The organism is Pseudomonas koreensis, assembly GCF_012986595.1.
Classification (GTDB): domain Bacteria; phylum Pseudomonadota; class Gammaproteobacteria; order Pseudomonadales; family Pseudomonadaceae; genus Aquipseudomonas; species Aquipseudomonas koreensis.
Genome location: NZ_JAAQYM010000003.1, coordinates 342,395 through 356,986 on the forward strand (window position 1 = coordinate 342,395; position 14,592 = coordinate 356,986).

The 14,592-nt window shown below is 60.8% G+C and carries 11 protein-coding genes; 5 read left to right on the top strand and 6 right to left on the bottom strand.

All coding sequences use genetic code 11. The features are described from left to right. Nucleotides 1-228: 228 nt before the first annotated feature. Nucleotides 229-867 (bottom strand): peroxiredoxin, encoded by a 639-nt coding sequence (locus HBN98_RS11090; RefSeq protein WP_064589718.1) that lies wholly within the window; start codon nt 865-867, stop codon nt 229-231. A gap of 295 nt (nt 868-1,162) precedes the next feature. After that, the gene (locus HBN98_RS11095; RefSeq protein ID WP_083367613.1) at nt 1,163-2,512 is read right to left on the bottom strand and encodes an OprD family porin; all 1,350 of its coding nucleotides are present in this window, start codon (nt 2,510-2,512) and stop codon (nt 1,163-1,165) included. Between the two features lie 364 nt (nt 2,513-2,876). On the opposite strand from HBN98_RS11095, the gene tauA reads away from it, so the two are divergent. Next, complete coding sequence (gene tauA, locus HBN98_RS11100) at nt 2,877-3,866, top strand: taurine ABC transporter substrate-binding protein (protein WP_083367612.1); 990 nt, start codon at nt 2,877-2,879, stop codon at nt 3,864-3,866. 135 nt (nt 3,867-4,001) lie between these two features. On the opposite strand, the gene argA is transcribed toward tauA, so the two are convergent. After that, nucleotides 4,002-5,303: an amino-acid N-acetyltransferase gene (gene argA, locus HBN98_RS11105; protein WP_064589721.1), complete on the bottom strand. Its 1,302-nt coding sequence runs from the start codon at nt 5,301-5,303 to the stop codon at nt 4,002-4,004. Between the two features lie 268 nt (nt 5,304-5,571). Further along, the gene (gene argE, locus HBN98_RS11110; protein WP_083367611.1) at nt 5,572-6,726 is read right to left on the bottom strand and encodes an acetylornithine deacetylase; all 1,155 of its coding nucleotides are present in this window, start codon (nt 6,724-6,726) and stop codon (nt 5,572-5,574) included. 156 nt (nt 6,727-6,882) lie between these two features. On the opposite strand from argE, the gene HBN98_RS11115 reads away from it, so the two are divergent. Beyond that, entirely contained in the window at nt 6,883-8,253 is a 1,371-nt protein-coding gene (locus HBN98_RS11115) for a CYTH domain-containing protein (RefSeq protein WP_083367610.1), read from the top strand. A 142-nt stretch (nt 8,254-8,395) separates the two neighbouring features. Here HBN98_RS11115 and HBN98_RS11120 read toward each other — a convergent pair whose 3' ends face one another. Next, nucleotides 8,396-8,860: an Lrp/AsnC family transcriptional regulator gene (locus HBN98_RS11120; protein WP_064589724.1), complete on the bottom strand. Its 465-nt coding sequence runs from the start codon at nt 8,858-8,860 to the stop codon at nt 8,396-8,398. Between the two features lie 126 nt (nt 8,861-8,986). On the opposite strand from HBN98_RS11120, the gene HBN98_RS11125 reads away from it, so the two are divergent. The 3 genes from HBN98_RS11125 (at nt 8,987) to HBN98_RS11135 (ending at nt 11,587) form a co-directional block, all read left to right on the top strand. After that, nucleotides 8,987-9,325, top strand: coding sequence for a hypothetical protein (locus tag HBN98_RS11125; RefSeq protein ID WP_064589725.1), 339 nt, complete (start codon nt 8,987-8,989; stop codon nt 9,323-9,325). Nucleotides 9,326-9,415: 90 nt separating this feature from the next. Beyond that, nucleotides 9,416-11,200, top strand: a complete 1,785-nt coding sequence (gene tfpB, locus HBN98_RS11130) for a type IV pilus assembly ATPase TfpB (protein ID WP_064589726.1) — start codon at nt 9,416-9,418, stop codon at nt 11,198-11,200. Between the two features lie 66 nt (nt 11,201-11,266). Further along, nucleotides 11,267-11,587: a DUF2388 domain-containing protein gene (locus HBN98_RS11135; RefSeq protein WP_169843014.1), complete on the top strand. Its 321-nt coding sequence runs from the start codon at nt 11,267-11,269 to the stop codon at nt 11,585-11,587. Between the two features lie 80 nt (nt 11,588-11,667). Here HBN98_RS11135 and gcvP read toward each other — a convergent pair whose 3' ends face one another. Beyond that, nucleotides 11,668-14,541: an aminomethyl-transferring glycine dehydrogenase gene (gcvP, locus tag HBN98_RS11140; RefSeq protein WP_083367608.1), complete on the bottom strand. Its 2,874-nt coding sequence runs from the start codon at nt 14,539-14,541 to the stop codon at nt 11,668-11,670. Nucleotides 14,542-14,592: the final 51 nt, after the last annotated feature.

The window sequence follows — 14,592 nt, forward strand, 5'->3', positions numbered from 1 at the left end:
AAATCATATTTATTCATTTGGTTATTCGTTTTACGAATATGCGATCTGTCATTTTCCAGCCGAAAAAAAAGGCCGTCGTAACGGCCGGAAATCCCCTGCTTTGTGGTTCTGTGTTGAAGGGACTGCCGCCATCGCGAGCAGGCTCACTCCTACAGAGGAATGCATTTCAAATGTAGGAGCGAGCCTGCTCGCGATGACGGTGGTGGCTACACCGCAAATCTCACTGATTCATTTATTCGGCTGCGGGGTCAGGCGCAGGTACGGTTTCACCGCGCGATAGCCTTTGGGAAAGCGTTTCTTGATCTCGTCTTCATCCTTGAGCGACGGCACGATCACCACCTCCTCACCGTCCTGCCAGTTGGCCGGGGTCGCCACTTTGTAGTTGTCGGTGAGTTGCAGCGAATCGATTACCCGCAGGATCTCGTGGAAGTTGCGCCCGGTGCTCGCCGGGTAGGTGATGGTCAGGCGGATCTTCTTGTTCGGATCGATCACGAACAGCGAACGCACGGTCAGCGTGTCGTTGGCGTTCGGGTGGATCAGGTCATAGAGGTCGGACACCTTGCGGTCGGCATCGGCCAGGATCGGGAAATTGACGATGGTGTTCTGGGTTTCGTTGATGTCTTCGATCCACTTGTGGTGCGAGTCCACCGGGTCGACCGACAGGGCGATGGCTTTGACGCCGCGCTTGGCGAACTCATCCTTGAGCTTGGCGGTGAAGCCCAGCTCGGTGGTGCACACCGGGGTGAAGTCCGCCGGGTGCGAGAACAGCACGCCCCAGCTATCGCCCAACCACTCGTGGAAACGAATCTTGCCGGCGCTGGAATCCTGTTCGAAGTCGGGGGCGATGTCGCCGAGTCTGAGGCTCATGGTGCTGCTCCTGATGAGTTGTTGGAGAACTCAACTGTAGCTCGTGATTCGCCATCATGAAAAAGAATAAATAAATAGATATCTAGAATCTAAAGGAATATTAAACATCGTTCACTGGACGCTCGCCGGCATCGCGACGAACATCGCCCTCAAGGTTCGAGAAGGCCTTGAGTAGCTGCAAAAGAGGGGAATTTCGGGAAGGGCTTACGGGGGTGAGCCTGACTCGAAAATGCAAAAGCCCCGTCCGGCACGGTGCCGGACGGGGCTTTTTTACATCAGCAGCTTGAGCGCGCTATTACAGCAGCGGGATCGAGTAGCTGACGATCAGGCGGTTTTCGTCCTGGTCGCGCTGACCTGGTACGTCATTGCGCCAGGTAGCGTTTTTCCACATGAAGCCCAGGTTTTTCGCCGGGCCTTCAGGAATCACGTAACCGACGGTCAGGTCGCGTTCCCACTCGGAAGCGCCAGTGCCGTTTTCACGACGGTTGGAGCCGACGGTGTCGATGTCGTCGCCACGCAGGTAGACCACACCGGCGGTCAGGCCAGGCAGGCCGACTTTGGCGAAGTCATACGAGTAGCGCGCCTGCCAGGTTTTCTCGCCGGCACGACCGAACTTCTGGATCTGCATGTCGGTGATGGTGTAGTTCGACGAACCGTCGCCTTGGTTCAGCCAAGGGAAGTCGGAGCTGCCGTTGGAAACCTGGTAGCCGCCACCGAAGGTGTGGCCTTCAACGGTGTACAGGAACAGGCCGCTGTACAGATTGTTGTCGATCGGGCCTTTGCCGCTGATGTTGCCGACGTAGTTACCGTTACCGAAGTAGGCTGCGGTGTTGCCATTGGCGCCGTCGTCGCTGCTGTGGAAGTAGCGGAAGTCAGACTTCAGCACGCCCGGGCCGATTGCCCAGTTGTGGACCAGACCCAGGAAGTGTTGCTTGTAGAAGTCTTCCAGGTTGCCGTAGTAGTACTGGGCAGTCAGGTCCTTGGTGATTTTGTAGTCACCACCGGCGTAGTAGAACTTGTTGCTGTTGGCAACACGAGCGTTCGCACCACCAACGGACAGGTTCTCGTTGTTGCTGGAGTTACGACCTTTCACTGCTTCGATCTGACCAGCGACCAGGGTCAGGTCCTTGATCTCGCCGGAAGTGATTTGGCCACCCTGCCAGGTTTGTGGCAGCAGACGACCATCGTTGGTCACGATGACCGGGTTCTTCGGCTGCAGGGTACCCAGCTTCAGTTCGGTCTGGGAGATCTTGGCCTTGGCGGTCAGGCCCAGGCTCGAGAAGTTATCAACAGCTTCGCCGTTGGACTTGCTCGGGAACACAGTGCCACCGTAGGAAGTCGAGGTTGCACCGTTGGTGCCGCCACCCGAATCCAGACGCACGCCCAGCAGGCCGATGGCGTCGATACCGAAGCCGACGGTACCTTGGGTGTAACCGGAGATGAAACGCAGATCGAAGCCTTGGCCCCATTCTTCGTTTTTGTTCTGCGCGCCGGCTGCTTTGGTGCCGGAGTCACGGTTATCAGTATTGATGTAGAAGTTACGCAGCCCCAAAGTAGCTTTGCTGTCTTCGATGAAACCGGCGGCGCCTGCCTGCTGCGCCAAAACCCCTACGGCCACAGCCAGGGCCAAGGTGGACTTGTTCATGTAAAGCTCCTCTCGTTTCTAATTCTTGTGTTCCTGGCCCGGGGTCTGATGCCCTGGATCCTAAGATGCGCGATTAGCGCCAGACCGTGACTGACAAGTCAATCGTAACCTTGTGTGTCTACGACCAAGGTCTAATCGCAGTGATTTGGTCCGTGCAGAGTAAAGATTTCCTGATAAACCCAAAAAGAATTTATTCATTCTTTTTCATACCATTTCGGAATATGGCCAGTATCGTGCCACCTCCGCCGGGAAACAGCGTATCGGCGACTAAGCTCATTCCTAAATGGTATTTGTTAGCCTTTTTTTATATCGATTAGCTTTGGCGCAACCCCGATTCGTCAAACCCTATCGAAAAGGCGACGCCATGATGGCCAAACGCGCACTATCTAGTCAATTTGTTACAGTTTGTGTATCAGCACTGATTTCTTTTTCCGCCCATGCCGCCAACCTCACCGTCGGCTATCAAACCGGTATCGACCCGAGCAAAGTGCCTCAGGCCGACGGCGTCTACGAGAAGACCATTGGCGAGAAAATCGACTGGCGTCGCTTCAACAGCGGCCCGGAAGTTGTGACAGCCATCGCATCGGGCGATGTGCAGATCGGCAATCTCGGCTCCAGCCCTTTGGCAGCAGCCGCTTCGCGCAATCTGCCGATTGTGGCATTCATTGTTTCGGCACAGATCAATGCCGCCGAAGCCTTGGTGGTGCGCAATGGCAGCGGCATCAATACCCCGCAGGATCTGGTCGGCAAGACCATTGCCACGCCCTTCGTTTCGACTTCCCACTACAGTCTGCTCGGCGCACTCAAGCACTGGGGCCTGGACACCAGCAAAGTCAAAGTGGTGAACCTGCAGCCTGCGGAAATCGCGGCGGCGTGGAAGCGCGGCGACATCGACGGTGCATTTGTCTGGTCGCCGGCGCTCGGCGAAATCCGCAAGACTGGCAAGACCCTGACCGACGCCGCACAAGTCGGCCAGTGGGGCGCGCCAACCTTCGAAGTCTGGGTCGCCCGTAAAGACTATGCCGAGAAGCACCCTGAAGTGGTGGCCAAATTTGCCAAGGTCACGCTAGACGCGTTTGCCGATTACGCCAGCCATATAGACAGCTGGACGGCCGACTCGGCGCCGGTGCAGAAAATCGCCAAATTGACCGGTGCCAATGCCGCCGACGTACCGGAGCTGCTGGCCGGTTCGGCCTTCCCGGATGCCAAGGCACAGCAAACCACCGCGCTGCTGGACGGCGGCACGGCCAAGGCGATTGGTGAGACGGCGAAGTTTTTGAAGGAACAGGGCAAGGTTGAGACGGTGTTGCCGGACTATTCGCCGTACGTCAGCGCGAAATTCATCACTGAATAAAGATCCAGATGTGGCGAGGGAGCTTGCTCCCGCTGGGCTGCGAAGCGGCCCTAAACCGGTGTTTGCCGGAATTGGGAGTCCTTCGGCCTCCAGCGGGAGCAAGCTCCCTCGCCACAAAAAGTCCCTCGCTAATCTTCAGAGGGTTTTTTCGAAGATCTTCGAGTTGCGTTGATAGTTGTACAGCGAGGCCCTTGCCGCCGGCAGGCGCTCGACGCTGCTCGGTTCGAAGCCGCGCTCGCGGAACCAGTGCGCGGTGCGGGTGGTGAGAACGAACAGGGTTTTCAGCCCTTGTGCCCGCGCACGAGTCTCGATGCGCTCCAGCAGTTCATCGCCGCGACCGCCGTGGCGATACTCCGGGTTCACCGCCAGACACGCCAGCTCCCCGGCATCCGAATCGGCAATCTGATACAGCGCCGCACAGGCGATGATCATGCCTTCACGCTCGACCACGCTGAACTGCTCGATCTCGCGCTCCAGCACTTCACGCGAGCGACGCACCAGAATCCCCTGCTCTTCCAGCGGACTGATCAGGTCGAGCAAGCCACCGACGTCTTCAATCGCCGCCTCGCGCACCAGCTCGAATTGCTCCTGAGCCACCAGCGTACCGCCACCATCCCGGGTGAACAGCTCAGTCAGCAACGCGCCGTCTTCGGCGTAACTGACGATATGACTGCGCGCAACACCGCCACGGCAAGCCTCGGCAGCGGCATCCAGCAGTTCCGCTTGATAGTTGCTGCTGCCCAGACGCTGCAAATGCGCCGGTACTTGTTGTGGGCGCAGTTCGCGCACCAGTTTGCCGTTCTCGTCAATCAGACCGAGGTCGGCGCCGAACAGCAGCAGTTTGTCTGCGCCCAGGTCGATGGCGGCGCGGGTGGCGACGTCTTCGCAGGCGAGGTTGAAGATTTCCCCGGTCGGCGAATAGCCCAGCGGCGACAGCAGCACGATGGAGCGCTCGTCGAGCAGGCGATTGATGCCTTTGCGGTCGACCCGGCGCACTTCGCCGGTGTGGTGATAGTCGACGCCTTCCAGCACGCCGATCGGCCGCGCGGTCACGAGGTTGCCGCTGGCCACCCGCAAGCGCGAGCCCTGCATCGGCGATGAAGCCATGTCCATCGACAGGCGTGCTTCGATCGCGATGCGCAATTGACCGACCGCGTCGATCACGCACTCCAGTGTCGCCGCGTCGGTGATGCGCATGCCGTGGTGGTAGTGCGGGGTCAGGCCGCGGGCGGCGAGACGGGTTTCAATCTGCGGACGCGAACCATGGACCAGCACCAGACGCACGCCGAGGCTGTGCAGCAGCACCAGATCGTGGACGATATTGCCAAAGTTCGGATGCTCAACGCCGTCGCCGGGCAGCATGACGACGAAGGTGCAATCGCGGTGAGCATTGATGTAAGGGGACGCATGGCGAAGCCAGTTGACGTATTCGGGCATGAACCTGGGCCTGTAATAAATAGCAGCCGGAAAAAAGGGCGAAACGGAAAACGCACAGCGGGCTGATGGTTATCGTCGGAACAGGCTTGGCGACACGCGCGCTCTCCTCATGAATACGGGTTGGGGTGCTGGCAATTTACAGCGTTTGGTCAGGCAAAACACAGTCCCTTGTAGGAGTGAGCCTGCTCGCGATAGCGCAGTGTCAGTCAATATCTTCGGTGACTGGTTCACCGCTATCGCGAGCAGGCTCACTCCTACAAAGGGGGCATCATCGTTCGTCAGTCGTGAGGCAGTAATGTTCAATCAACTGCCGTAATACCTGCACGGTAGGCTGCAAACGTGACATTTCAAGGTATTCACCGGGCTGATGCGCACAGGCGATGTCGCCGGGGCCGAGCACGATGGTCTCGCAGCCAAGGCGCTGAAGATAAGGCGCTTCGGTGCCAAACGCTACTGCTTCGGCGCTGTGACCGGTGAGCTTTTCGGCGATGCGCACCAATTCGGCGTCTTCGGCCTGCTCGAATGGCGGCACTTCCGGGAACAACGGCTTGTAATCGATCTTCACCTGATGCCGCTCGGCCACCGGGTTGAGCTTGCGCAGAATCTCCGCACGCAGGACTTTCGGGTCCATGCCCGGCAACGGACGCAGGTCGAACTCCAGCGAACACTGGCCGCAGATCCGATTCGGGTTGTCGCCACCATGAATACAGCCGAAATTCATCGTCGGCTGCGGCACGCTGAACTGCGGGTTGTTGAATTCGCGCTGCCACAGCAGGCGCAAACCACGCAGCTCGCCGATGGCATCGTGCATCGCCTCAAGAGCGCTGTGCCCCAGGCGCGGATCCGACGAGTGGCCGCTCTGCCCGAGGATGTCGATGCGTTCCATCATGATGCCTTTGTGCATGCGGATCGGCTTGAGCCCGGTTGGCTCGCCGATCACTGCCGCTCGCCCGATGGGACGCCCGGCCTCGGCCAGCGCCCGGGCACCGGACATCGAGCTTTCTTCATCGCAGGTGGCGAGGATCAACAAAGGTTGCTTGAACGGTTGATCGAGCAGCGGCTGCACGGCCTCGATGATCAGGGCGAAAAAACCCTTCATGTCGCAGCTGCCCAAGCCGACCCAGCGGCCATCGACTTCAGTGAGTTTCAGCGGATCGGTCTGCCACAGGGCATCGTCATACGGCACTGTGTCGCTGTGCCCGGCCAGCACCAGGCCGCCGGGGCCGCTGCCAAAACTGGCGAGCAGGTTGAATTTCCCGGGGCTGACCTGCTGGATGTCGCAACTGAAACCCAGGTCACCGAGCCATCCGGCGAGCAAATCGATCACCGCCCGGTTGGATTGATCCAGGCTCGGTTGGGTGCAACTGACCGACGGTGCGGCGATCAGTGCAGCGAACTGGTCTTGCATGGACGGCAAAGGCATCGCTGACTCCAACTCCCGATTTGAAGTCCATCATAGAGCCATCCGGCGCCAGGAATAAACCGCCGCAGGGCGTAGGACGGATCAGTCCTGTACACTGCACGGCCTTGGCAGCCACACATTCCCCCGGCTGCGCTCCCGATCCTGGATTTTCCGGCCATGCAAAAAGAAACCGAAATCAAACTCCGCGTCAGCCGCGAAACCCTCGCGGCCCTGCGCGAGCACCCGTTACTGAAAAAACGCAACAAAAATGGCTGGGAACGCCGTGAGTTGATGAACCAGTACTTCGACACCCCAGAGCGCGATCTGGCCCAGGCCAAAGTCGCCCTGCGCCTGCGCAAGGACGGTGACGAAGTGATTCAGACCCTCAAGACCCGCGGTCAGAGCGTTGCCGGTCTGTCCGAGCGTAACGAGTACGACTGGAAATTGCCCAAAGCCAAGCTCGACGTGAAGAAACTCGACGGCGAATGCTGGCCCGAGTCGCTGGCCGAGCTGGACAAGAAAACCCTGAAGCCGATCTTCACCACCGATTTCGTCCGCGAGCGCGCGGAAATCGCCTGGGGTCGCGGCAAGGCCAAAGTGGTGATCGAAGCCGCACTGGACCTCGGTCACGTGGTGGTCGGCAAACAGAAAGAAGAAATCTGCGAACTGGAACTGGAACTGCGCGAAGGCGAGCCGGCCGCGCTGCTGGAACTGGCCGCCGAACTGGCCGAAACCCTGGCACTGATGCCGTGCGACATCAGCAAGGCCGAACGCGGCTACCGTCTGTACGACGCCAACAGCTACTCGCTGAGCCTGCCAGCGCCGCAACTGACTCCGGAAACCCAACTCGACGACGCCTTCGCCGCGCTCGGCTGGCATCTGCTTGGCAGCAGTCAGCGTCTGGCTGAACAGTACCGTTTCAACGGCCACTGGCGCCTGCTGCTGGACTGGGTTGAAAACCTCGCGGAAATGCGCGCCCTGCTCAGCAGCCTCGGTCAGGCCGCACCGCGTCCGGCGACGCACGATTTGCGCGTGGCGCTGGATGCACTGCTTGAAGACTGGCGCCCGCTGGTGCAGGTCGGCATCGAAGACGAAGACGTACGCAAGGCGGCGCCGGAGCAATTCCTCGAAGAACTGGAAGACCCGCGCTGGGGCCTGTTCTCGCTGACCGCGTCGCGCTGGCTGTTGGCCCGCGCCTGGACCGCCGAGCGCAACACCCGTGGCAATCGCCAGGGCGCCGCGCAGTTGCACAGCTGGTTGCCACGTCTGCTGGGCGAAGAAGCCACGTCCCTGCAATTGCAGCGCTATCAGCAGCAGCCGGAAGATCTGGCCGAGCAACTGCCGCGCATCGAACGCATCCAGGTCTGGCTGCACCACGCGCGTAACGTGCTGGAAATCCCGGAAATGGATCGCCTGTACGGCGAGCTGAACAAACTGGCGCAACTGGCCAACGAGCCGACAATCACTGACGAACTGCTTGATGCCCGCAAGCAGCAGGCAATTGCGGTTTACCAGAACCGTGCCTGGAAAATGCTGCTGCGCATGTAATGCTCAGTAATACCTGAACACTGTGGCGAGGGAGCTTGCTCCCGCTGGAGGCCGAAGGACTCCCAACTCCTGCAATTGCAGATTTGGGGGCCGCTTCGCAGCCCAGCGGGAGCAAGCTCCCTCGCCACAAAGGCCATCCGCGCTAGACCGGGAGGCTGGTTGTGGACTTGATTTCGGAAAGTGCCACAATCGAGTTCACTTCCTGAATCCCCGGCACCAGCGACAGCTTCTCGAAGAAGAATCGCTCATACGCCTCGATGTCCGCCGCGACAATGCGCAACAGAAAGTCCACCGCGCCCATCAACACATAACACTCCAGCACTTCCGGAAAGCCGCGAATCGCCTCGGTGAATTCGGTGAAGTTCGAACGCCCATGGGCGTTGAGTTTGATCTCGGCGAAGATCTGCGTGTTCAGGCCGATCTTCTTGCGATCGAGCAAGGTCACCTGGCCACGAATGATCCCCTCCTCCTTCATCCGCTGAATCCGCCGCCAGCACGGCGATTGCGACAAACCCACCTGCTCGGCGATCTGCGCGCTGGACAGCGAAGCGTCCTCTTGCAGCAGGGCGAGGATCTTGCGGTCGTAGGCGTCCAGCTCGCTGTGCATAGAAAAACCTCAAATATAAGATAGTGCGAATTGATCTGGTCGATCACTCGCCAATAACACTGATCTTAGCCAAGAAATGCCCGGCGACGAATGTAAAAATTTCTCCAGTGATTTTGGAGACTCGCCATGCCACACCTTGAAGCCGTGAACAGCACCCCGACCCGCGCCGACGTCTGGAACGTCAACAACGCCCATTGCCTGGCGCAGTATCAGATTCTTGCCGAGGCGGAACCGGATCTGTTGGTGCGCGTGTTGAACCTGTTTGCCCTGCAGTTCCTCACGCCGGAGCAGGTCAGCGTGCAGCGGCTCGACGACCTGCTGTCGATCGACATGGTCATGGGTGGCCTGAGCTGGCATCGCGCCCAGGTGATCGCAGAAAAACTTCGTAACCTGATCAGCGTGTGCTCGGTACATCTGCAAAATGCCGACGCGGCGTGGGATGCGCCCGCGCAAGCGGCTGGCTGACAAATCCGGCAACGGCTTTGTCGGGTAGTGGCCCAACGGTCTGCGGGGCCACGACTATCCTTTGCGAACAGTCGTTCAAAAGGAGCCCGCATGTCCGTTCAACTCGCCACTCAGGACCGCTGGCTGGATCTCAACGATGTGTTGCGTGAGCTGGTCGCCCAGGGCTTCATCAGCCAGGACTCGGCGGAGCAGGCGCTCAACGCCCGGCGCCGCCACGCGACCCAAGGCCAGCAGCATCCGCTGGAGTTCATCGCCAGCCAGCAACTGGACGACCTCAGCCGCCCGGGCAAACACCTGGACCTGGAGAGCCTGACCCTGTGGCTGGCGCAGCAGGCCGGCCAGCCGTATCTGCGCATCGATCCATTGAAGATCAACGTCGCGGCGATCACTCCGCTGATGTCCTACGCCTTTGCCCAGCGCCACAAGATTCTCGCGGTGGCGGTCGACCGCGACGCGGTGGTCGTGGCCAGCGCCCAGCCCTATGTCACCGCTTGGGAGGCCGACCTGACCCATGTGCTGAAGCTGCCGATCAAACGGGTCGTCGCCAATCCGGTGGACATCCAGCGTTTCAGCGTCGAGTTCTTCCGCCTCGCCAAATCGGTCAGCGGCGCCAACAGCGCCGATCAGCAAAGCGGCAACCTCGGCAACTTCGAACAACTGCTCAACCTCGGCGCCAGCGATCAGGAGCCGGACGCCAACGATGCGCACATCGTCAACATCGTCGACTGGCTGTTCCAGTACGCCTTCCAGCAGCGCGCCAGCGATATCCACATCGAACCGCGCCGCGAACAGGGCACCGTGCGTTTTCGCATCGACGGCGTGCTGCACAACGTCTATCAGTTTCCGCCGCAGGTGACGATGGCGATTGTCAGCCGCCTGAAAAGCCTCGGCCGGATGAACGTCGCCGAGAAGCGCAAACCCCAGGACGGCCGGGTCAAGACCAAGACCCCGGACGGCGGCGAGGTGGAGCTGCGGCTGTCAACGCTGCCCACCGCGTTCGGCGAAAAAATGGTCATGCGGATTTTCGACCCGGAAGTGCTGCTCAAGGACTTCGATCAGCTCGGCTTTTCCGCCGACGACCTGCGCCGCTGGCAGGACATGACCCGCCAGCCCAACGGCATCATTCTGGTCACCGGGCCGACCGGTTCAGGCAAGACCACCACGCTGTACACCACGCTGAAGAAGCTGGCGACGCCGGAGATCAACCTCTGCACCATCGAGGACCCGATCGAAATGGTCGAGCCGGCGTTCAACCAGATGCAGGTGCAGCACAACATCGACCTGAGTTTCGCCGCCGGGGTGCGCGCGCTGATGCGACAGGACCCGGACATCATCATGATCGGCGAGATCCGCGATCTCGAGACCGCCGAAATGGCGATCCAGGCCGCGCTCACCGGACATCTGGTGCTGTCGACTCTGCACACCAACGACGCCCCCAGCGCGATCAGCCGGTTGCTCGAACTCGGTGTGCCGCACTACCTGATCAAGGCCACCGTGCTCGGGGTCATGGCCCAGCGACTGGTGCGCACCCTGTGCCCGCACTGCAAGGCGCCGCTGACGCTGGAAGAAGAAGACTGGCAAACCCTGACCCGCCCTTGGCAGGCGCCGCTGCCGGGCAACGCGCAACGGGCGATCGGCTGCCTGGAGTGTCGCGACACCGGTTATCGCGGACGCGCCGGGGTCTACGAAATCATGCAACTGAGCGACAGCCTCAAAGCCCTCATCACGCCGGACACCGACCTCACCGCCATCCGCCGGCAAGCCTTCAAGGAAGGCATGCGCAGCCTGCGCCTGTCGGGTGCGCAGAAAGTCGCGGCGGGGCTGACTACCCTTGAAGAAGTGCTGCGGGTGACACCGCAGAGCGAGCAGAAATAGGCCACTACGGAACCGGATCGGGGAAATCGCAATCCAACGCCGTAGTTAACCCCCAGGAGTCATCTCATCATGCGTCTCAAACTTGCTGTCGCCACCCTTGCCTTGCTGTCCCTTCCCGTTGGTTCAGCGATGGCCGACAGCTTTTGGCGTAACGTCATTTCGTCCGGCGCCACCACCGGTTCGACCTACCTGACCTTCAAGGATCACAAGCTGATCGTCGCCGCACAGGACGATGCCGGCAGCTTCGTTGCCAGCGATGGCGGCATCCGTGGGCCATACCTGGAAGCAGCCATGCAGAAAGTCCGCGCCGACAACCCGGGCCTGCAGGCCACGGACATGGAACTGGCGAATGCGATTCTGGCGAAGAACGCAGTGGCATCCGAGTAAAAAAATCAAAAGATCGCAGCCTTCGGCAGCTCCTACACTGATCCCTGTAGGAGCTGCCGAAGGCTGCGATCTTTTGCTCTTCAGCGGTACTCGTCCACCGGGACGCAGGCGCAGAACAGATTGCGATCCCCATAAACGTTATCCACCCGATTCACCGCCGGCCAGTATTTATGCGCCTTGGTGTGCGCATCCGGGGTGATGCCCTGCTCAATGCTGTAAGGCCGCTCCCAGACCCCGGTGACGTCCGCCAGGGTATGCGGTGCACGCTTGAGCGGGTTGTCTTCCGCCGGCCAGTTGCCGTTCTGCACTTCGGTGATTTCTGCGCGGATGCTCAGCATGGCGCCGATGAAGCGGTCCAGCTCGGCCTTGGACTCGCTTTCGGTCGGCTCGACCATCAACGTCCCCGGCACCGGGAATGACATGGTCGGTGCGTGGAAGCCGTAGTCCATCAGACGTTTGGCGACGTCCTCTTCGCTGATCCCGGTCTGCGCCTTCAACGGCCGCAGATCGAGAATGCATTCATGGGCCACCCGCCCGTTGCGCCCGGTGTAGAGCACCGGGAATGCGCCGGATAAATGCTGGGCCAGGTAGTTCGCCGCAAGGATCGCCACTTCGCTGGCATCCGCCAGTTGCGGCCCCATCATGGCGATGTACATCCAGCTGATCGGCAAAATGCTCGCGCTGCCCCAGGGTGCCGCACTGACGGCGCCGTTCTGCGGCAACGGGCCGTCGATTGGCACCACCGGGTGATTGGCAACGAACGGCGCCAGATGCGCACGAATGCCGATCGGCCCCATGCCCGGCCCGCCGCCGCCATGGGGAATGCAAAAGGTCTTGTGCAGGTTCATGTGCGACACGTCGGCGCCGATGTCCGCTGGCCGCGTCAATCCGACCTGCGCATTGAGGTTGGCGCCATCCATGTAAACCTGCCCGCCGTGCTTGTGGATAACCTCGCAGATCTCGCCGATGCCCTCCTCGTAAACGCCGTGGGTCGATGGATAAGTCGCCATCAGGCATGACAACTTGTCCCCTGCCTCGGCGGCCTTGGCTTTCAGGTCATCCAGATCGACGTTGCCGGCCTCGTCGCACTCGACAATCACCACGCGCATCCCGGCCATCTGCGCCGAAGCCGGGTTGGTGCCGTGGGCCGAGGACGGAATCAGGCAAATGTCCCGCGCGCCTTGTTGCCGGCTCTCGTGATATTTGCGAATCGCCAGCAGCCCGGCGTACTCGCCCTGGGCTCCGGAGTTGGGTTGCATGCAGATCGCATCGAACCCGGTGATCGCGCACAACCAGCGCTCCAGTTCCTCGATCATCAAGGTGTAACCGACCGCCTGCTCCCGAGGCGCGAACGGGTGCAGGTTGGCGAACTGCGGCCAGGTGATCGGGATCATTTCGCTGGTGGCGTTGAGTTTCATGGTGCAGGAGCCCAGCGGGATCATCGACTGGTTCAGCGCCAGGTCCTTGTTCTCCAATTGCTTGAGGTAACGCAGCATCTCGGTTTCGCTGTGATGCGCGTTGAACACCGGATGGCGCAGGTACGGCGTGTTTCGCTGCAGGTGCTCGGGAATGCCTGGAACCAGCGTTTCTGCATCCAATTCGTCGATGTTCAACCCATGATCGGCGCCGAGCAGCACATCGAACAGTTTGGCGACCGTGCGTTCATCGCACGTCTCGTCGAGGCTCAAGCCCACTCTGCCACGGCCAAGAATCCGCAGGTTGATCTGCGCGGCCTTGGCGCTGTCGATGATCGCGCTCTGCGCGCCGCCGACGTCGAGGGTCAGGGTGTCGAAAAACTGCTGGTTAACCCGCTGAAGGCCATGGCGCTCAAGGCCTGCCGCCAGAATGCAGGTCATCCGGTGCACCCGCTGGGCGATCCGTTTCAAACCTTCCGGGCCGTGATATACCGCGTAGAAACTGGCGATATTCGCCAACAGCACCTGCGCGGTGCAGATGTTCGAGTTGGCCTTCTCCCGGCGGATGTGTTGCTCGCGGGTTTGCAGGGCCATGCGCAACGCGACGTTGCCGCGCGCGTCTTTCGACACGCCGATGATCCGCCCAGGGATCGCTCGTTTGTATTCGTCGCGGCTGGCAAAGAACGCCGCGTGCGGGCCGCCGTAGCCCATCGGTACGCCAAAGCGCTGGGACGAGCCGAACACCACGTCCGCACCCAGCTCCCCTGGCGGCGTCAGCAACAACAGGCTCAGCAGGTCCGTCGCCACACAGGCCAGCGCCTGCTGCGCGTGCAACTGATCGATGACCGGACGCAGATCACGGATCTCGCCGTGGGTGTCGGGATACTGCAGCAGTGCGCCGAACACTTGATGCTGCTTCAAGTTGTCCACAGCGTCGATGATCAGCTCAAAACCGAAACCTTCCGCGCGGGTCCGCACCACGGAAAGGGTCTGCGGATGGCAGTTTTCGTCGACGAAAAACAGATTGCTCTTCGACTTCGCCACACGTTTGGCCAGCGCCATGGCTTCCGCGGCGGCGGTGGCTTCGTCGAGCAACGAGGCGTTGGCCAGTTCAAGGCCGGTGAGGTCGATGGTCAGTTGCTGGAAATTCAGCAGTGCTTCGAGACGGCCTTGGGCGATCTCCGGTTGATACGGGGTGTACGCGGTGTACCAGCCGGGATTTTCCAGCACGTTGCGCAGGATGACCGTCGGAGTGAGCGTGCCGTGGTAGCCCATGCCGATCAGGCTGGTCCACACCTGATTCTGTTCGGCATAGCCGCGCAATTTGGCGAGCGCCGCCTGTTCGTCGAGGGCCGGCGGCAGGTCCAGCGCCCGGTTCAGGCGAATGCCCGGCGGCACCGTCTGTTCGATCAGTTCGACCCGGCTGCCGAGGCCGAGGCTGTCGAGCATCGCCTGCTGTTCGGCGGCGTCGGGGCCCAAATGGCGACGCAGGAAGGCTTCGCGGTCGCGTAACTGGCTCAAGGATGGCAACTGGGACATGACGGGCTCTCTCTTGACTGGCGCTCGGCGTCAATGCAACACGGTCAAACC